General features: G+C 75.3%; 15 protein-coding genes. 8 read left to right on the forward strand and 7 right to left on the reverse strand.

Annotated elements, in window-relative coordinates; all coding sequences use genetic code 11:
* Positions 1-123: 123 nt before the first annotated feature.
* The 3 genes from ACSNOB_RS01790 to ACSNOB_RS01800 form a co-directional block, all read right to left on the reverse strand.
* Positions 124-1,296 (reverse strand): alanine--tRNA ligase-related protein, encoded by a 1,173-nt coding sequence (locus ACSNOB_RS01790; protein WP_436684767.1) that lies wholly within the window; start codon positions 1,294-1,296, stop codon positions 124-126.
* 217 nt (positions 1,297-1,513) lie between these two features.
* Positions 1,514-2,659 (reverse strand): fatty acid desaturase family protein, encoded by a 1,146-nt coding sequence (locus tag ACSNOB_RS01795; protein WP_436684768.1) that lies wholly within the window; start codon positions 2,657-2,659, stop codon positions 1,514-1,516.
* Between the two features lie 14 nt (positions 2,660-2,673).
* Entirely contained in the window at positions 2,674-3,762 is a 1,089-nt protein-coding gene (locus ACSNOB_RS01800) for a ferredoxin reductase (RefSeq protein WP_436684769.1), read from the reverse strand.
* Positions 3,763-3,846: 84 nt separating this feature from the next.
* On the opposite strand from ACSNOB_RS01800, the gene ACSNOB_RS01805 reads away from it, so the two are divergent.
* The 8 genes from ACSNOB_RS01805 (at position 3,847) to ACSNOB_RS01840 (ending at position 15,172) form a co-directional block, all read left to right on the forward strand.
* Positions 3,847-5,085, forward strand: a complete 1,239-nt coding sequence (locus tag ACSNOB_RS01805) for a PucR family transcriptional regulator (RefSeq protein ID WP_436684770.1) — start codon at positions 3,847-3,849, stop codon at positions 5,083-5,085.
* A 250-nt stretch (positions 5,086-5,335) separates the two neighbouring features.
* Positions 5,336-6,733 carry a hypothetical protein gene (locus tag ACSNOB_RS01810; RefSeq protein ID WP_436684771.1) on the forward strand — a complete coding sequence of 466 codons (1,398 nt, stop codon included), beginning with the start codon at positions 5,336-5,338 and terminating at the stop codon, positions 6,731-6,733.
* Entirely contained in the window at positions 6,730-7,821 is a 1,092-nt protein-coding gene (locus ACSNOB_RS01815) for a transporter substrate-binding domain-containing protein (RefSeq protein ID WP_436684772.1), read from the forward strand. Before ACSNOB_RS01810 ends, ACSNOB_RS01815 begins: the two co-directional genes overlap by 4 nt.
* A gap of 10 nt (positions 7,822-7,831) precedes the next feature.
* Positions 7,832-8,704 (forward strand): hypothetical protein, encoded by an 873-nt coding sequence (locus tag ACSNOB_RS01820; protein ID WP_436684774.1) that lies wholly within the window; start codon positions 7,832-7,834, stop codon positions 8,702-8,704.
* Complete coding sequence (locus tag ACSNOB_RS01825) at positions 8,701-10,878, forward strand: tetratricopeptide repeat protein (RefSeq protein WP_436684776.1); 2,178 nt, start codon at positions 8,701-8,703, stop codon at positions 10,876-10,878. Before ACSNOB_RS01820 ends, ACSNOB_RS01825 begins: the two co-directional genes overlap by 4 nt.
* Positions 10,879-10,913: 35 nt before the next feature.
* Positions 10,914-12,365 (forward strand): VWA domain-containing protein, encoded by a 1,452-nt coding sequence (locus ACSNOB_RS01830; protein ID WP_436684778.1) that lies wholly within the window; start codon positions 10,914-10,916, stop codon positions 12,363-12,365.
* A gap of 6 nt (positions 12,366-12,371) precedes the next feature.
* Positions 12,372-14,102 carry a hypothetical protein gene (locus tag ACSNOB_RS01835; protein ID WP_436684780.1) on the forward strand — a complete coding sequence of 577 codons (1,731 nt, stop codon included), beginning with the start codon at positions 12,372-12,374 and terminating at the stop codon, positions 14,100-14,102.
* Positions 14,103-14,221: 119 nt separating this feature from the next.
* Positions 14,222-15,172, forward strand: coding sequence for a DUF6528 family protein (locus ACSNOB_RS01840; RefSeq protein WP_436684782.1), 951 nt, complete (start codon positions 14,222-14,224; stop codon positions 15,170-15,172).
* 212 nt (positions 15,173-15,384) lie between these two features.
* On the opposite strand, the gene ACSNOB_RS01845 is transcribed toward ACSNOB_RS01840, so the two are convergent.
* The 4 genes from ACSNOB_RS01845 to ACSNOB_RS01860 form a co-directional block, all read right to left on the reverse strand.
* On the reverse strand, positions 15,385-15,765 hold the full coding sequence (locus tag ACSNOB_RS01845) for a VOC family protein (protein WP_436684783.1): 381 nt from the start codon (positions 15,763-15,765) through the stop codon (positions 15,385-15,387).
* A gap of 21 nt (positions 15,766-15,786) precedes the next feature.
* Positions 15,787-16,032: a DUF5988 family protein gene (locus ACSNOB_RS01850; protein ID WP_393111078.1), complete on the reverse strand. Its 246-nt coding sequence runs from the start codon at positions 16,030-16,032 to the stop codon at positions 15,787-15,789.
* A gap of 257 nt (positions 16,033-16,289) precedes the next feature.
* Positions 16,290-17,027, reverse strand: a complete 738-nt coding sequence (locus tag ACSNOB_RS01855; RefSeq protein WP_393111080.1) for an ABC transporter permease — start codon at positions 17,025-17,027, stop codon at positions 16,290-16,292.
* Positions 17,024-17,959, reverse strand: a complete 936-nt coding sequence (locus tag ACSNOB_RS01860) for an ATP-binding cassette domain-containing protein (RefSeq protein WP_436684786.1) — start codon at positions 17,957-17,959, stop codon at positions 17,024-17,026. Before ACSNOB_RS01860 ends, ACSNOB_RS01855 begins: the two co-directional genes overlap by 4 nt.
* Positions 17,960-17,969 lie beyond the last annotated feature (10 nt).

Genomic DNA, 17,969 nt, shown 5'->3' on the forward strand with positions numbered 1-17,969 from the left:
TCGCCTCCATTTTCATGCACGTAGGTCTATTGACGCGCGGATGTCTACTTCGCTAAGTGGAGCCGGTGGGAAACCCAGGGTGAACCGCGGCCGGGCCCCGGCGCGGTACCGGGGCGGACGGGCTCACCCCACCTCGCTCAGCAACCCGTCCACCAGGTCGCGCGGGAGCCCGTGGGTGTCGTGCAGGTCGCGGTAGTCCTCGTCGGTGAGCGGCCCCCGCGAGCGCCGCCGGGAGACCACGGACCGGCCGCGCCGCAGCAGCTCCCGGAACCGCCGTTCCTCGCCGGAGAGCACCTCGCGCACCTCGTCGACGGTGACCCGCTGCCGGAACCCGTCGAGGGTGTGCCGCACCGGCCCGGTGGGCAGGTCGGACAGGCTCCGGGTCGGGTCGTCGCGCCACAGGGTGGTGAGCACCCGACGCAGCAGCCGGCGCAGCACGTAGCCGCGGCCGGTGTTCGACGGCCGCACGCCGTCGCCGATCACCACCACGCCCGAGCGCAGGTGGTCGCCGACCAGACGCAGCGGCTCCTCCCGGAGGCCCCACACGTCGCGTACGCCGCGCACCCACGGCACCAGTCCGTCGCCCTCGTAGACCGAGCGGTGCCCCCGCAGCACCATCTCCAGGCGTTCGAGGCCCATCCCGGTGTCCACGCTGGGCTGCCGCAGCGGGGTGAGGCGACCGTCGGGGTGCCGGTGGTAGCGCATCCGTACGTGGTTCCAGACCTCCATCCACCGGTCGTCGGTGCCGGGGGTGCCCCGGGGCGGCCCGTCGCCGGTCCAGACGAAGATCTCCGTGTCGGGCCCGCACGGACCGGTCGGGCCGTTGGACCACCAGTTCTCCTCCCCGGTCAGTTCCACGGGCAGGCCGAGCTCGCCCCAGGTGCGCAGCGAGGACTCGTCCGGGCCGACCTGCTCGTCGCCGCCGAAGACCGTCACGTGCAGCCGGTCGTGGTCGACGCCGAAGCCGTCGCGCAGCAGTTCGTAGCCCCAGCGCAGGCTCTGCGGGAGGTCGTAGTCGCCGAGCGACCAGGAGCCGAGCATCCGGAACACGGTCAGGTGGGTGGAGTCACCGACCTCGTCCAGGTCGGTGGTGCGCAGGCAGCGCTGCACGTTGACCAGCCGCCGGCCCAGCGGGTGGGGGCGACCCTGCAGGTAGGGGGTCAGGGGGTGCATCCCCGAGGTGGTGAACAGCACCGGGTCGCCGGGCGGCGGGATCAGCGAGCTGTCGGGCACGGGCTCGTGGCCGCGCTCGCGGAAGAAGTCGACGAAGGTCCGGCTGATCGGGTCGTACGTCATGGCGGTTGGCCTTTCCGGGGCAGGGCGACCGGAAAGGGTCCACCGCCGGCGGAACCGGCGGGCCGGGACGAAAAAGGCCGGCGGACCGTTTCCGGTCGCCGGCGGGAGGTGGTGGGGTCAGGCGGCGGCGACCGACGAGCGCGAAGCTCGCGCGGCCGCGGCGGCGTGGTGGCGCCTGATCTCCATGCCCCGACTGTACCCGGGCGCCGGGCGGCGGTCAGGCGCCCGCGGAGGCGGCGAGGGCCGGGGCGGAACGGTCGTCGGCCCGGCGCCGCGCCCTGCGGTTGGGCAGGGACAGCCGGACGACCTTCTTCCAGGCGGAGAGGACCTGCCGGGGCAGCGAACCGGTGGTGTACTTCAGCCCGTACCGGTCGAACAGGGCGCGCACCTCGGGGGCGATCTCCTGGTAGCGGTTGCTGGGCAGGTCGGGGAAGAGGTGGTGCTCGATCTGGAACGACAGGTTGCCGGTCATGATGTGCATCAGCCTGCTGCCGCTGATGTTGGCCGACCCGAGCATCTGCCGCAGGTACCACTCGCCGCGGGTCTCGCCCTCGATCGAACGCTTGGAGAAGGTCTCCACGCCCTCCGGGAAGTGCCCGCACATGATCACCGAGTGGCTCCACAGGTTGCGCAGGAGGTTGGCGGTGAACGTCGCGGCCAACGTGTGCAGGAACGACGGCCCGGACAGCAGCGGGTGCAGGACGTAGTCCTTGAGGACCTGCCGGCGGATCTTCCGGCCCACCGCGCGGGCCCGGGCCCGGAACTGCGGATCCTTGTGCCGGCCCTTGCGCAGGTTGCGCCCCAGCTCCAGGTCGTACGCGGCGATGCCGTACTCGAAGAAGCAGGCGTTGATGAAGTTCCACAGCGGCTGGCCCAGGTAGATCGGGTGCCAGCGCTGGTCCTCGTCGACGCGCATGATGCCGTAGCCGAGGTCGTTGTCCTTGCCGATGACGTTCGTGTACCGGTGGTGCAGCTCGTTGTGCGAGTGCTTCCACTGGTCGGCCGGCGAGACGTGGTCCCACTCCCAGGTGGTGGAGTGGATCTTCGGGTCCCGCATCCAGTCCCACTGGCCGTGCAGGACGTTGTGGCCGACCTCCATGTTCTCCAGGATCTTGGCCACGGTCAGGCCGGCCGTGCCCACGATCCAGGCCGGCGGGAAGAGCGAGAACAGCAGCACCACGCGGCTGCCCAGCTCCAGCTTGCGCTGGGTGGAGATGACCCGGCGGATGTACGCGGCGTCCCGCTCGCCCCGGTCGGCGATCACCCGGTCGCGGATCGCGTCGAGTTCCTTGCCGATGACCTCGATGTCCTCGGCGCTCAGGTGGGCGATCGGGTTGACGGGCTTCTTCTCAATCACGGTCACGTCGGGTACTCCGGTCAGTGGTCGATGTCGCAGGGGCCGGCCGCGGCCGACACGCAGGTCTGGATGAGGACGCCGTCGCCGGGCACCGCCGTGGTCAGGTCCCCGTTGCGCAGGTCGCGGACGGCGCCCTGGCGCAGCGGCAGCACGCAGCCGTAGCAGATGCCCATCCGGCAGCCCGAGGGCATCAGCACCCCGGCGTTCTCGCCGGCGTCGAGCAGCGGGGTGGCGCCGTCGGCCGCCACGGTGACCCCCGAGCGGGCGAAGGTGACCGCGCCGCCCTCGCCGGGCGAGATGACGGTGGGCCGGAACCGCTCGGTGTGCAGCCGGTCGCCGCGCCCACCGGCCGTCCAGTGCTCCGCCAGCGCGTCGAGCAGGCCGACCGGCCCACAGGCCCAGGTCTCCCGGTCGAGGTGGTCGGGCACGAGGTCGGCGAGGTCGTCCACGGTGAGCAGCCCGTCGGCGTCGGTGTGCCGCTCCACCAGCCGGATCGCGCCGCGGGCGGCGAGGTCCCGCAACTCCGCGCCGAAGATCACGTCGGCGGGCGTGGGCGCGGAGTGCACCACGACGACGTCGGCGCCGGCCAGCACCTCCGAGCGCAGCATGCCCATCACCGGGGTGACCCCGCTGCCGGCGGTCACGAACAGCACCCGAGCGGGCGGCCGCCCCGGCAGCACGAAGTCGCCCTGGGCCTGGTCGAGCTGGACCAGGGTCCCGGGCCGCGCCCGGCGCACGAGGTGGTTGCTGACCACGCCGTCCGGGATGGCCTTCACGGTGATCGAGACCGGTCCGCGGCGGGCCGGTGGCGAGGTGACCGAGTAGGCCCGCCACTGGCGTACCCCGTCGACGTCGACGCCGAGGCGGACGTACTGCCCGGGGGTGTGCCCGCGCCAGTCGCGGCCCGGCTGGATCACCAGCGTCGCCGCGTCGGCGGTCTCGGGCCGGACGGCGAGGATCCGCCCGCGTAGGTCCGCGCCGGAGCGCAGCGGGGCGACCAGGTCGAGGTAGTCGTCGGGCAACAGCGGGGTGGTGACCGACGCGGCCAGCCGCAGGATGCGACCCCGGAGGGACGCCTTCGCGGGTGGACGCGGAACGGTGGTGGTCATAATTCGATGGTCCCGGCAGCCTGGCATAAAATCTTGGCCTGCGAAGGTGAACCGGTCCTTGGTTTTTGTGCGGAGGGAACAAACGTGTCGGAACGCTTCGAGGCCACCCGGCGCGCTGCCCACCTCGAACTGGACGCGCGCGTCGCCAGCGCGCTGCGCGACCAGCTGCCGCTGCTCGCCGAGCGGACGGTGACCGCGATCACCGCCGAGGTGCCCAGCTACTCCGGCACCCTCACCGGCCAGATGCGCGAGAAGATCGAGACCGCCGTGCAGATCGCGCTCGGCACGTTCCTCCAGCTCATCGAGCGGTCCGAGTCCGCCGACCCGAGCACCCCGCTGGTCGGCGCCCTGGAGGCCGCGTACGCCCTGGGCAGCGGCGAGGCACGCTCCGGGCGGAGCATGGACGCGCTGCTGGCCGCGTACCGGGTGGGCGCCCGCGTCTCCTGGCGGGAGATGTCCACCACCACCGTACGGGGCGGACTCTCCGCCGCCACCGTCGCCGAGTTCGCGGAGCTGATGTTCGCGTACATCGACGAGCTCTCGGCGGCCAGCGTGGCCGGGCACGCCGACGAGCTGGCCAGCGCGGGCCGTGCCCGGCGGCGCAACCTGGAACGGCTCACCCAGCGGCTGCTCGCCGGCGAGCCCGAGGAGGCGCTGCTGCGCAGCGCCGACCGGGCCGACTGGCCGCCGCCGCAGACCCTCACCGTCGTGCTGCTGCCCCGGGCCAACCTCCGGGCGGCGCTCGCGCTGCTGCACCCACGCACCCTCGAGAGCGGCGACGACCTGCCGGCGGCCGGGGCGGGCGAGGACCTGGCGGTGCTGCTGGTGCCCGACAGCCACGGCGACCGTCGGCGACAGCTCGCCCGGGTGCTGCACGGGCGGCGCGCGGTGCTCGGCCCCGCCCGCCCCTGGACCCGGGTGGCGTCCTCCTACCAGCGGGCCATCCGGGCCCGGTCGCTCGGCCTGCGCCCGGCCGACGACGGCGCGGCGCTGGACACCGAGGAGCACCTCGCCGAGCTGGTGCTGAGCACGGACCCGGAGGGCCTCGCCGACCTGCGCGCCCGGGTCCTGGCCCCGCTGGCGGCGCTGCCGACCGGCGCCGCCGACCGCCTCGCCGAGACGCTGCGCTCCTGGCTGCTGCACCACGGCCGGCGCGACGACGTCGCCGCCGACCTGTTCGTGCACCCGCAGACGGTCCGCTACCGGATGGGCAAGCTCCGCGAGCTGTACGGCGACCGCCTGACCGACCCGGCGACGGTCCTGGACCTCACCCTCGCCCTGGCCTTCCCGCCCCGGGACGCGGTCGACGAACCGTCGTCCTGACCGGCCGCCGCCCGCGCCCGCGCCGGTGGCCGGTGCCGATCACGTCGGATACCGGACATACCCGTGCCGCCCGGCGGCGCGGTCTGTCACCCTGGTGCCTCCTCGCCAGCGATCGCCCCGACCGCTGCCGGCTGCCCGGGAGCCGGTGACGGGGCCGCGCGGCGGGGCGGAACGGGGCCGCATTCCGGGCACCGCGACGCCCTCGGACACGAGGGCCACCGCGCGGGGCCCGGCGAGCGAGAGGACAACCATGGCGCCGCACACGGGGGACGGACCCGGGGCCGACCGGTCGGCCCCGGCCCCCCGACGGCCGCGTCGGGGCGGCGCGGGCCGACTCCGCGACGCCCTGCGGACGACCCCGGCGCTGATCGTGGTCGGCGGGGCCGTGCTGGTCGCCGCGCTCGCCGCCACCGCCGCCGTCGCCGTGCAGTCCCGCGCGTCCGCCACCACGCTGGGCGAGCGGTCCGCCGAGACCGCCGTACGCACCAGCACGACCGCCCGGGAGATCTACCAGGGCCTCGCCGACGCCGACGTCGCCGCCAGCGCCGTCTTCCTGCTCCCGCCGACCGAGGACCGGCGCGCCTCCCTGGTGGGCGCCTACGACGCGGCGGTGCACGAGGTGGAGCGCACGCTCACCGACTCGATGGGCGACGCCGTCGACGACCCGGACCGGCTGAGAAGGCTGGCGACGATCGCCGACCGGCTGACGGTCTACCGGGACGTGGTGTGCGCCGCGCTGCGGGTGGCCGGCCCGCTCCCCGCGCTCCCCGGCGCGGAGAACCGGCGGCCCTGCGCGCTGGCGGAGGAGACGGCGGAGACCGGGACGGACAACGCGGCGGCCCGCGCGGTGCTCGCGTCGGCCTACGCCCGCGAGGCGTCGCACTACATGTCCACGGAGCTGCTCACCGAGGCGCAGGGCCTGTGGAACTACGACACCCGGCGGTTGATCGACGCCCGCGCCGACGCGCGGCCGTGGCTGGCCGCGTCCGTCCTGGTACCGCTGGGCACCCTCGCCGCCCTGGTCGTGATGCAGGTGTGGCTGCGCCGGCGGACCCGGCGCCGGTTGAACGCCGGCCTGCTGCTGGCCTCGGTGGGCACCACGGCCGTGCTGGCCATGCTCGTCGCGTCGTGGTGGCACTGGCCCGCCGCCGACCGGGGGTTCCCGGAGCTGGAACGGGCGATCGACGCGCAGAGCGCCACCCAGCAGCGGCTCGGCGCCCTGCTCGCCGGCCGCGCCGACGTCTACCTCGGGCTCGGCGCGAGCGTCGACCCGGCCGGGCACAAGGAGGACTTCGACCGCCGGGACCTCTGCGTCCACCCCGCCGCCGGGCCCGAGCCGCCGAAGGACCGGATCGACTGCACCGCCCTGGAGGCGGCGGTCTGGCCCGCCCGGCAGAGCCGGACGCCGGACGCCTTCCGCGACGCGGTCGACACCGTGCTCAGCGAGGGGTCGGCGGGCCGGGCGTTCGTCGCCGCCGAGGAGCACCTCCTCGCCGACCTGACCGCCCGCAACCAGGAGGTCTCCCGGATGGTGGCCGATCTGCCCGAGGCGCCGCACCACCGGGGCGCCGCGGCCGCCTGGGTCACCCTGCTCGCCGCCGCCGGCGTGGTCGCCGGGCTGCGCCAGCGCTACCTGGAGTACCAGTGAACGCATTCCCGAGGATCTCGCCGAGGCCCCGACGCCGCGCCCGTGCCGCGTCGCTCGCCCTGCTCCTGGCGGGTCTGGCCGGGTGCGGCGCGCCCGCGGCGTCGAACAGCGCGCCCCCGGCGCGGCCACCGGGGGTGGCGACGGCGCCGACCACCGACGCGGCCGGCGCGATCTGCCCGGTGCGCCGCAGCCTCCCCGCCGTCCCGACGCCGCCGGCCCACGTCCTCGCCAGGGGCGAGCTGGTCGCGGGCGTCGACCCGTCGGACGCCACGATGAGCCACTGGGACGCCCGCACCCAGCGGTTCGAGGGCTTCAACATCGAGCTGATGCTGGCGGTGGCCCGGGCCATCTGGCCGACGGAGGACCCGCGGAAGAAGCTCACCTTCAAGGTGGTGCCGCCCGGTCAGGGCGCCTTCACGATGCTGGAGCAGGGCGACATCGACGTCGTCGCCACCTCGCTGACGGCCACGTGCCAACGTGCCCGGCGGGTGGTCTTCTCCAACGACTACCTCGACTCCGGCCAGACCGTGCTGGTCCGCGAACGCGCCGAGGGGGTGCCGGAGTACGCCGGCATGGAGCAGCTCGGTGGCAGGCGGGTCTGCGCCGCCGCGAACACGACCTCGCTGGCGATGATCGCCGGCTACCGCACCACGGCCGGCGAGCGGCCCGTCCCGGTGCAGGCCGACCACTCCATCGACTGCCTCGTGATGCTGCGCCAGGGGCAGGTCGAGGGGGTCAGCACCGACGAGAACATCCTGCTGGGCTTCGCCCAGATGGCCCCGGACACGATGCTGGTGACCGAGCCGCCGCGCCGCGACCGGCAGTTCTGCGCGTACCACCGGGACGAGGAGTGCACCTGGTTCACCGACGAGCCGCACGCCTTCGCGTTCCACCTCGACAACGGCCGGGAGCTGGCCGCGTACGTCAACCACGTGCTGGCGTCGCCGCGCACCGCCACGGTGTGGCGGCAGGCCCACGACCGGTGGCTCGCCGGCCACCGGGACCGGGGCATGCCGTCGCCCGGCCCGGCGACGACGCAGTGGCCGCCCCCCGACCCCCCGCCGGTCACGCCAGGGCCGACCGACTGAGGGGCGGTCCGTGATGTCCCTCCGGGAACGCCTCGACGCCACCCTGGCCGCGCACGCCTGGGTGTGCGAGAGCCTGCTCGACGTGCAGCAACTGGTCACCGACGCCTTCCGGCAGCCGACGGGCCCCGCCGCGGCGCCCGCGCGGGAGGCCCGGGACCTGCTGCACCGGCTCGGCTGCCTGTCGCTCGCCCTCGACCGCCTGGTCGACGACCTCGACGGCGTCGACCGGTCCACGCCCGCCGGCGAGGACACGCTGGCCCGGCTGCTGGCGGGCCCGTGCCAGGTCCGGTTCACCGCGGCGACCGGCGAGCCGGTCCGGGTGGAGGCGATGACCGTCGAGCAGGTGGTGGCGGCGGCCCGCGAGCACGTGGCCGGGATCCGCCGGATCGTCGACGCGTACGGCCGGGACCGGCTGGCGGTCCGGGCGCAGCGGCTGCGCTCCTCGCTGGAGCGGCTCCGGCGGCTCGCGGCGGAGGCCGCCACCGAGGGCCTGGGCGACGGGACCGACCCCGTGGCCGGGCTCGCGGTCGACGGGCTGCTGGAGCGGGTCGCCGCGGCCGGGCAGGCGGGCCGCGGCCGGTGGCTGCGGGGCGACGTCGGGCCGGACGCGGACGACGGGTCGCTCGGGGAGGCCGTCGACCGGGCGGTCGAGCTGACCGACGCCGCGCGGCGCCGGCTGCGCCGCCGGTGCCACCTGGAGTTGACCGGGCGGCTGGAGGCGTACCGGCAGAAGGCCGCCGACGTGGGCCGGGCCGAGCACCCCGACGTCGAGCGGAGCTACCTCGACGCCCGGGCCGCGTTGCGCCCCGACGTCTTCGTCGTGACCGGCGCCAGCCGGGCGGTCCGGGCCTACCAGCAGGCCGTGAACGGGGGTACGCCATGACGCCGGTCAATCGCGGCTGCGCGGAGCGCAACTGTCCCGGCAGCGTCGACCAGGACGGGTTCTGCCGGCTGTGGGGGCACGAGTGCGCCGGGGCCGGCGCGCCGACGGCCGGCGGGGGCGGTGCCGCGGGACCGGGCCGCGATCCGGACCTCGACCGCCGTCCGCCGCGGACGGCGTCCCGGCCGTGGGAGCAGCCGGCCGTGCTGCGGACCGCCCGCCCGCACGATCCGCTGTCGGCGGTGGTGTCGCAGGCCGTCGTGCCCGAACACTCCCGCTACTGCCCGAAGACGACCTGCCGGCGCCGGCTGCCCCGGGTCGCCGGGTACTGCCCGGACTGCGGCACCCGGTACTCCTTCACCCCGCCCCTGGCGAACGGCGACCTGCGCGCCGGGCGCTACCGGATCGAGGGCTGCCTGGGCAACGGCGGGGTCGGCTGGGTGTTCCTCGCCCGCGACGAGAACATGGACGGCGCGTGGCGGGTGCTGAAGGGGCAGCGCAACCCGGAGGACCGGGAGGCCGCCGCCGCGTTCGTCGCCGAGCGGCAGGCGTTGATCGCGCTGAACCACCCGCGCATCGTCACGATCACCGACGCGCTGCGGCCGGAGTCCGACCGGGACGCCGGCTATCTGGTGATGGAGTACGTCAACGGGGGCACCCTGGAGGAGGCGCGCAGCACGGCCGGGCCGGGCGGTGGCTCCTGCGCGGTCGACGTGGCGCAGGCGCTCGGGTACGGCGTGCAGATCCTCGACGCCTTCGAGTACCTGCACGACCAGGGCTGGCTGTACTGCGACCTGAAGCCCGAGAACGTGATGCGGGTCGGCGGCCAGGGCGCCAACGACCCGATCAAGCTGGTCGACTTCGGCGCCGCCCGCCGGATCGACAACACGGTGAGCCCGGCCTGGGGCACCGCGGGCTTCACCGCCCCGGAGGTGGAGCGCCTCGGGCCGGCGGGCCCGAGCGTGCCCTCGGACCTCTACACCGTCGGCCGGACCCTCGCCGCGCTGACCCTGGTGCCCCGCTCCATCGAGGTGACCCGGATCCCGGCGGGACAGGACGTGCTGCGCCTGCCCGTGCCGGCGCGGCTCGACCCGTTCCTGCGGTTGCTGGCCCGCGCCACCGCCGCCGAGCCGGACGACCGGTTCGGCTCCGCGGCCGAGATGCGCGAGCAGGTCCGGGGCGTACGCCGGCAGGTCGGCTCGGCCTCCGACGGCGTGCCCCGGCCGACCCGGTCGACCCTGTTCAGCCCCTCCGCCTGCGCGTTCGGCCTGCACACCGACGGCGCGGCCCTCGACGTCGTGGAGATCATGCTGGGCCTGCCCGCGCCCCTGGTCGACGGCGCCGACCCGGCCGCCGGGTTCCTCGCCTCGCTCGGCCCGGCCGACCCGGCCGAGCTCATCGAGCAACTGAGGACCGCACCCGAGCAGACGGCGCAGGTCACCTACCGTGCCGTCCGGGCCCACCTCGCGGCCGGCCGGGTGGACGAGGCGGGGCCGCTGCTCGCCGGCTTCCCCGAAGAGCTGCGGGACTGGTCGCTGTGGTGGCACCGCGGCCTGGTGGCCCTGGTGGGCCGCGACTTCGCCACCGCGCGCCGCCGGTTCGAGCAGGTCTACGGGTGGCTCCCCGGCGAGGTCTCCACCCGGCTCGCGTACGCGGTCGCCTGCGAACTCGACGGCGACCCACGCACGGCCGCGGACCACTACCGGGGGGTGTGGGACGCCGATCCGGGCGTGGTGGCCGCGGCCTTCGGGCTGGCCCGCTGCCTGCTGGCGACGGCCGACGCGCGCAGCGCCGCGGATGCCCTGCTGAAGGTGCCGGAGTCCTCCCGGGCCTCGACGGTGGCGGTGACGTGCGCGGTGCGCATCCTGCTCGACGCGCCGGGCGACGAGCAGCGGCTCGACGCGGCGCTCGACGCCGCCGGGATGGTCGACAAGCTGCCCCCGTTCGACGAGCGGGAGCAGGTCGAGGCGCACATCCTGCGGATCGCGCTGGACTGCGACCTGGCCGCCGGGCGCCACCCCGGCCGGCGGCTGTTCGGCCACCCGCTCGACGAGGACGCCCTGCGCCGCGCGTTCGAGCGCCGGTGCCGCTCCCGCGCCCGGCGCACCGCCGACCGGCGCGAACGGATCGCGCTCGTCGACCTTGCCAACGCCTACCGGCCGGTGACGTGGTGGTGAGCCCGACCGCCGGCCCCGACGGAAAGAGGTCACCCGTGCCCCCCGCCAACGGTCTGCCGCTGGGCCTCAGCGTGCACCACACCGAGTACGTGCCCGCCGACGGGGCGGTCCTCGACGTGGTCGCCACCGTCCGGGGCGAGGAGCCGGCCGACGGGGACGTCCGCCACGACGGCCTCGCCGAGGTGATCCTGCTCGACTCCTCGGGCTCGATGGGGGCGCCCCAGGCCAAGATGCGGGCCGCCCGGCAGGCCACCGCCGCGGCGATCGACGCCCTGCCCGACGGCGTCGCGTTCGCGGTGGTGGCCGGCACCGCCATCGCCACGATGGTCTACCCGGGCGACCGGCGGCTGGCGGTCGCCGACGAGGCCACCCGCGCCGCCGCCCGCAACGCGCTGCGGCACGTGGCCCCGCACGGCGGCACCGCCATCGGCACCTGGCTGTTGCTCGCCCGCCAACTGCTCGCGACGCGGCCCGACGCGATCGGGCACGTCATCCTGCTCACGGACGGCCGCAACGAGTCCCAGCGCCCCGCCGACCTGCGGGCGGCGGTGGACGACTGCGTGGGCCGCTTCACCGTGGACTGCCGCGCCATCGGCTCCGCCGACGGCGTGCACGACTGGGACGCGGCGGAGCTGCTGGGCATCGCGGAGGCGTTGGGGGCCAACCCCGTCGTGCCGGTGGAGGACCTCACGGGGCTCGCCGACGAGTTCCGGGCGGTGCTGACCCGGGCGATGTCCCGCCGGGTCGCCGACGTCCGGCTGCGGGTCCGCACCACCGGGCTGGCCCGGGTCCGCTTCGTCAAGCAGGTGCATCCGGCGATCGCCGACCTGACCGGGCGCGGCACGCCGGCCGGCGAGCTGACCACGGAGTACCCGGTCGGCGCGTGGAGCCCGCACGACCAGCGGGACTACCACGTCGCCCTGGAGGTCGACGCGATGGCGCCGGGGGCGCGACGGCGGGTCGGTTGGCTGAGCGTCCACGCCGACGCGGACGGCGAGCCGGTCGAGGCGCCGGTCACCGTGGAGTGGACCGAGGACGCCCTGCGGTACTCGGAGATCAACGAGAGCGTCGCGCACTACACCCGCCAGCAGGAGTACGCGGCGGCGGTCCAGCGCGGGCTGGCGGCCGCCCGGGCGGGCCGGGTCGCGGAGGCGGAGGAGCACCTCGGGCGCGCGGTGGCGCTCGCCCACGCCGCGGGCCGCGACGACGACGTCGTCCTGCTCGCCCGCGTGGTGGACGTGCTGGACGCGGCCGGCGGCAGGGTCCGCCTCAAGCCCGACGTGGACGCCCGGTTGACCCAGTCCTCCCTGGTCGTGTCCCACCACACCTCGCGCTGGGGGCCGCAGGAGCCGCCGGCGCAGCGGGCCGCGCCGGCCGGCCCGCCCGCGCCGTGGCAGCACTGCGGCGAGGCGCAGACCGGCGCGTACTGCCAGGGGTGCGGGGCGCACCACCTGTCGCCGGACCGGCCCGCCGCCGGCCGGCCCTGACCGCCGATGGACCTGGAGCTCTCCAACCAGGTCGCCAGCGTCGTCAGCGGCGCGCTGGCGCTGGCCGGCGCGGTCGTCGCCGTTCACCGCCACCGCCGGGACCGGGACCGGCGCGGCTGGTGGTCCGCGCTGAACCCGGTCTGGCGGCGGGAGGCGGACGCCGGCATCGTCCACCCGCACCGTTTCGGCGGGTACGTGAAGCCGCTGTCCGAGGTGTACGTGCCCCGCCGGGTGGTGCCACGGTTCAACGCGGCGGGCGACGGCGTCGACGTGGCGGACCTGCTCACCGGCGCCGGCAACGTGCTGCTGATCGGGGAGCCGGGCAGCGGCAAGACGGCGCTCATCCGCTACGAGAGCGCCCGGTCGGCGCAGCGCTGGCTCGCCGGGCGCGGCCGGCGACGCCGGTGCCCGCCCGGGCCGGTGCTGGTGAGCCTGCCGGCCGCCGCCCTGGTGCACCAGCCGCTGCCCGCCGCGCTCGCCGAGGCGTACCCGCGCGAGGGCGCCCCGCTCGACGTCGAGCAGCCGCCCGCCCCCGGGCGGCAGTGGCTGGTCTGCGTCGACGGGGTCGACGCCGTCGCCGACCCGGACGAGCGGGCCGTCGTCCTCAACCGCCTCGCCACGCTGGCGCGCTCCCCCGGTCCGGCCGCCGCGCCGAGGCCGTGGCGCGTCCTGGTGACCACGCGGCACCTGGCCGAGGACGAGCTGGCCGTGCTGAGCGCCGGCTATCCGGCGTACCACCTGGCGCACTTCACCGACGCCGACGTCGCGCTGCTGGCCGCCCGGTGGTTCCCGGACGACGCGACCGCTCGCCGGTTCCTGGACTGGACGCACACCCAGCGCATCACCGGGCCGGTGCACAACCCGCTCACCGCCACCGTCGCCGTGCTCGTCTGGGAGGGCGGGCAGGCGGGAGCGGCCCCGCCGCCCGGCCCGGCGGCCCTGCTCGACGAGTTCGTCCGCGCCCTGCTGCGCGGTGGCCGGGACAGCCTGGACGCCGCCTGCGAGGCGCTGCTGCGCTGCCCGTCCGAGGGCGAGTCGATCGCCGCCTGGCTGGCCGCCCGGCACACCGAACTCGTCGAGGTGGCGGCGACGGCCGCCGTCGCCGGGAATGATCCGGTGGCGGCGGTCGTCGACTGGTCGGCCGCCCACGCGCCGGCTCCCCCGGCCCGGGCGCTGCCCGACTGGCCCACGCACGTGCGGCGGATTTTGCTGGCCACCGACCTCTTCCGGGCCGACCGGCACACCCTGGTCTCGGTCTGGCCCAGCCTGGTGGAGTACCTCGCGGCGGGGCCGCTCGCCCGCGACTGGCGGCCGGACGAATGGGTGACGCTGATGAACACCCGCTCGACGCGGTTCGTCGCGCTGCAGGCGATCAGCCGGGCCGCCGTCGCGCCGGCCTTCCTGCGGGACCGCCTGGCGGAGCCGGCGGGCGCGATCGCGGCCGGTCACCTGCTCGCCGGCCCCGCCGGGACCGGCGAGGCCGGCGAGGCCGGCGCACCGTCGTTCCGGGCGGACGTGCTCGCCGCGCTGCTGGCGCACTGGGCCGGCGGCGCCGACGGCCCCGCCGGCCGGGACGCCGCGCGGGAGTGCTTCGCCCTGCTGATGACGCTGGCCGCCGACCGGGCCCACCGGGACCTGCTGCACGACCTCGCCGCGGATCCGCGGCGGCCGGGCGACGTCCGTCGGGCCGCGGCGCTCTTCTTCGCCGTACGCAAGCGCGACACCCTCCGCCCCTGACCGGGGCGCCCTCCGCCCCTGGGCGCGTTGCCCTTCACCGCTGGGCGAAAGGGGCATCCCAATGTGGACGGTCGCTGGCAGGATGGGTCACTCGACATGACCACGGGAGGATGTTGAGGATGCAGCGACGCACGGTTCTCCGCGGGCTGGCGGCCGGGGCGGTCGCCGCGCCGGCCGCGGCCCTGCTGGGCCAGGCCCCCGCGCAGGCGGCGACCAGCTACTACGTGGCCACCACGGAGCAGGTCAGGAACAAGGTGCTGGTGTTCCACAAGAACAAGAGCTGGACGGACGCCAACGTGCACTGGAGCTTCAGCCCCGGTGGCGGCGCGTGGGCCAACCTGTCGGACGTGAAGATCCGCTCGACGCAGGCGCAGGGCTGGATCGCGCTCATGGTCGCCTCGGGCGGCCGGGCGGGCATCGTCGACATCGACAGCGAGAAGCACACCGAGCTGAACGACCTGGCCTGGAGCGCGACCCCGGGCGGCAACCCGCACGCGATCGAGCGCATCCCCGGCAACGGTTCGGTCGTGGTGGCCAGTTCGCACGGCTACCTCACGCTGTACGCGCCGACGAGCGTCGGCAACCTCGGGTCGCTGGCGAAGGTGCAGACCGTCAGCCTGCCCGGCGCGCACGGCGTGCTCTGGGACCCGACGTTCAAGATCCTCTGGGCGATCGGCAAGGGCAAGCTCGTCCACTACGCGGTCGAGGGCTCGTACCGCAACACCCGGTTGCGGTACTACGGCGGATCGGTGAGCCTCGGCAGCAGCAACCTCGGGCACGACCTCCAGCCCGACTACGGCAACGCGTACAAGCTGGTGTGCACCGCGACCGACGGCGTCTACGAGATCAACACCGCCGGCGGCTCGTTCACCAAGCGGAAGATCTCCAGCGAGACCCGGGTGAAGTCGTACGTGCGGCACTCCTCCGGGGAGGTCGTGTCCGTACGCGCCGACAACACCGGCGCGCGCACCTGGGGCAGCCCGACGGTGCGCTTCTCCCAGTCGCCGGACCGGACCCGCTCGGGCGCCGAGTTCTACAAGGCCCGCATCTGGACGCCGGACTTCCAGTGACCGGAGGGGCCGGAGACCGCCGACCCCCGGGAGGCGGTCCGGTGCCCGGCGGCGGGCGGACCCGCCACCGCGTCGCCGGGGCCTTCGGGACCGCCCCGGCCGCGCGCGGCGCACCCGGCGGCGATGCCCGGTCGGCGTAGCACGACGAGGGCCCGCGCTCGGACGAGTGCGGGCCCTCGTCGTCGCCGGAGGACGGCGGGCGCGGGGCTCGCCTAGGCCGGCCGCCGCGGACCGACGACGGTCCAGCAGAGGCCGGCGGGATCGCGCAACATCGGCTGGTGCGACGGGCCGGCCGCCGGCTCGACGCGGGCGCCGGCGGCCAGCGCGCGCCGCAGCACCGCCTCGGGGTCGGTCCGCTCGATGGTCAACACGTCGTCCCGACCCTCGGCCGCGGCCGGCGGCCCCGCCTCCCACCACTCGCTGACCGTCACGTGGTGGCCGCCGACGGCGAGTTCCGCGTGCAGGACGCGGCCGTCGGGCAGGCACTCCCGCTGGAGCGCGACGGCGTCGAAGACGTCAGTGTAGAAGGCGATCGCCTCGGCCGTGTCACTGACCGTCAGGTGGGGCCCCGGCCGTTGGCTCTGTGCGCTCATGAGACTGGCGCCGCCCTTCCGCTACTCGGCGATCCGGGTGCGACCGGTCCAGCGGAAGACCACGGGCACGTCGGCCGCCTCCGGGGCCGCGCCCCGTTCGAAGTGCTCGTACCCCCCGTAGTGCCGAACCTTGATCTTCTCCTCCGCCCGCGCCACCCGGTGACTGCGCAGGTCGGCCGGCAGGTCGGCCGGGCCGCCCTCGAGGACGACATCGATGATGCCGGCGGCGTCCCGGACCACCGGGTCAGCTTGCGAAAAGTCCTTCATGGCACGACCTCCGTCGCATTCCGCACACCTCGGACGGGTCCCACCGCTGCGCGGCGGACGCGTCCACACAGGCCTGACGACACCCGTTGCCGGGGTGAACGGACGCCTCGGGTCGAACGCCCTTGTTCCGGTGACCGACCGCCCGTTCCGCCCTGAACGTAATCCAGGTCACATCGGCCGAACACCCTTAGCGGACCCCTAGGACCGGCCCTGGGCAGCGACGATGCCCCACCGACCGCGCCGGGCCATCGGTGGGCTCACTCCCAGCGGAAGAACCGGGTGGCCGCCACGGAGCCGAGCACGGCCGTCACGGCCAGGGCGAGCAGCTGCGGCCACTCCGGGCTGGCGCCCGCCCACGCCGCCCCGAGCGTGTCCACCGTGGCGCCCAGCGGCGAGTAGTCGCCGATGGCGGCCAGCACGGCCGGCATCCGGTCGCGGGGCAGCCAGGCGCCGGCCAGGAAGAGCAGCGGGAAGAACAGCGCGGGGCCGATGGACTGCGCCGCCCGGGCGGACGGCGCCAGCGCCGCGATCAGCAGCCCGACGGCGAAGAGGCAGGCGACCCCGAGCAGGAACGCCAGCACGAACCCGGGGACGTTGGCCGGCGCCGGCTGGTCCAGCAGGAACCGGACGGCGATCGCGGTGACGACCGCGCCGAGGACGCCCATGACGAGGTTGACCACGACCTGGGCCACCAGCAGCAGACCGGGCTGCACCGGGGTGGTCGCCAGGCGACGCAGGACCCGGCGTTCGCGGTAGATGCCGAGCGCCATCGGCAGGGTGAAGAGCGCGAGCATCCCGATCGTCAGGGCCAGCGCGAGGGAGGGCAGGAAGGTCTGCTCGGCGTGCTGCCCGGTGTCGGCGGCCGTGCCGGCGCGCTGCGGCAGGCCGAAGACGAGCATCAGGCCGATCGGCAGGGCGAAGACGAAGAACAGCGACACCGGCTCCCGGAGGAACAGCTTCGTCTCGACGGCGATCAGCTTGGTCAGGGCGCTCACGATGACCTCTCGTCGGTCGGGGTGGCGGTCCGGCCCGCACGGCCGGTGAGGGACACGAACGCGTCGTCGAGGCTGGGCTGCTCCACCCGGAGCCCGGTGTAGCGGATCCCGCTCCCGTTGAGCGCGGACAGGACCGACTGGAGCACGTCCGTCGTGCCGGTCACCGTCACCTCCTCCCCGGCGCGGGACACCCCCGTCACGTCGGGCAGCGCGAGCAGCAGCGCGTCCTCCACCGGCCCGGCGGGACGGAAGTGCACCCGGTGCTCGCTGCCGACCCGGGTGAGCAGGCCGGACGGGCTGTCGATGGCCACCACGCGCCCCTGGTCGATGATCGCGAGCCGGTCGCAGAGGCGTTCCGCCTCCTCCATGAAGTGGGTGACCAGCACGACGGTGACGCCCCGGTCGCGGATCCGCTCGACCAGGTCCCACGTGTCCCGGCGGCCCTGCGGGTCGAGCCCGGTGGTCAACTCGTCGAGGATGGCGACCTCGGGCCGCCCGACGAGGGCCAACGCCACCGACAGCCGCTGCTTCTGGCCGCCGGAGAGCCTCTGGAAGTAGGTGTTGCGCTGCTCGGCCAGGCCGAGGTCGGCCAGCAGCTCGTCGATGTCGGCCCGGTTGCGGTAGAAGGACCGGTACAGGTCCAGCGCCTCCCACACCCGCACCTTGTCGGGCAGTTGGCTCTCCTGGAGCTGGGCGCCGACGCGCTGTCGCACCTCGGCGCGGTCGCGGATCGGGTCGAGCCCGAGCACCCGGACGGTGCCGCCGTCGGGCCGCCGCAGCCCCTGCACGCACTCCACGGTGGTGGTCTTGCCCGCACCGTTGGGGCCGAGGACCCCGAAGATCTCGCCCTGCTCGACGGTGAAGGAGACGTCCGCGACCGCGACCTTCTCCCCGTACCGTTTCTGCAGATGATCGACTTCGATGACCGGCATGGGCGTGGTC

Origin of the sequence: Micromonospora sp. URMC 106, from assembly GCF_051386395.1 — a bacterium.
In the GTDB taxonomy this organism is placed as follows: domain Bacteria; phylum Actinomycetota; class Actinomycetes; order Mycobacteriales; family Micromonosporaceae; genus Micromonospora.

Bases quoted from the DNA above. Each gene is read 5' to 3' on its own strand.
- ACSNOB_RS01790 (WP_436684767.1), bottom strand. From the start codon at position 1,296: ATGACGTACGACCCGATCAGCCGGACCTTCGTCGACTTCTTCCGCGAG.
- ACSNOB_RS01800 (WP_436684769.1), bottom strand. From the start codon at position 3,762: ATGACCACCACCGTTCCGCGTCCACCCGCGAAGGCGTCCCTCCGGGGT.
- ACSNOB_RS01810 (WP_436684771.1), top strand. From the start codon at position 5,336: ATGGCGCCGCACACGGGGGACGGACCCGGGGCCGACCGGTCGGCCCCG.
- ACSNOB_RS01825 (WP_436684776.1), top strand. From the start codon at position 8,701: ATGACGCCGGTCAATCGCGGCTGCGCGGAGCGCAACTGTCCCGGCAGC.
- ACSNOB_RS01835 (WP_436684780.1), top strand. From the start codon at position 12,372: ATGGACCTGGAGCTCTCCAACCAGGTCGCCAGCGTCGTCAGCGGCGCG.
- ACSNOB_RS01840 (WP_436684782.1), top strand. From the start codon at position 14,222: ATGCAGCGACGCACGGTTCTCCGCGGGCTGGCGGCCGGGGCGGTCGCC.
- ACSNOB_RS01845 (WP_436684783.1), bottom strand. From the start codon at position 15,765: ATGAGCGCACAGAGCCAACGGCCGGGGCCCCACCTGACGGTCAGTGAC.
- ACSNOB_RS01850 (WP_393111078.1), bottom strand. From the start codon at position 16,032: ATGAAGGACTTTTCGCAAGCTGACCCGGTGGTCCGGGACGCCGCCGGC.
- ACSNOB_RS01860 (WP_436684786.1), bottom strand. From the start codon at position 17,959: ATGCCGGTCATCGAAGTCGATCATCTGCAGAAACGGTACGGGGAGAAG.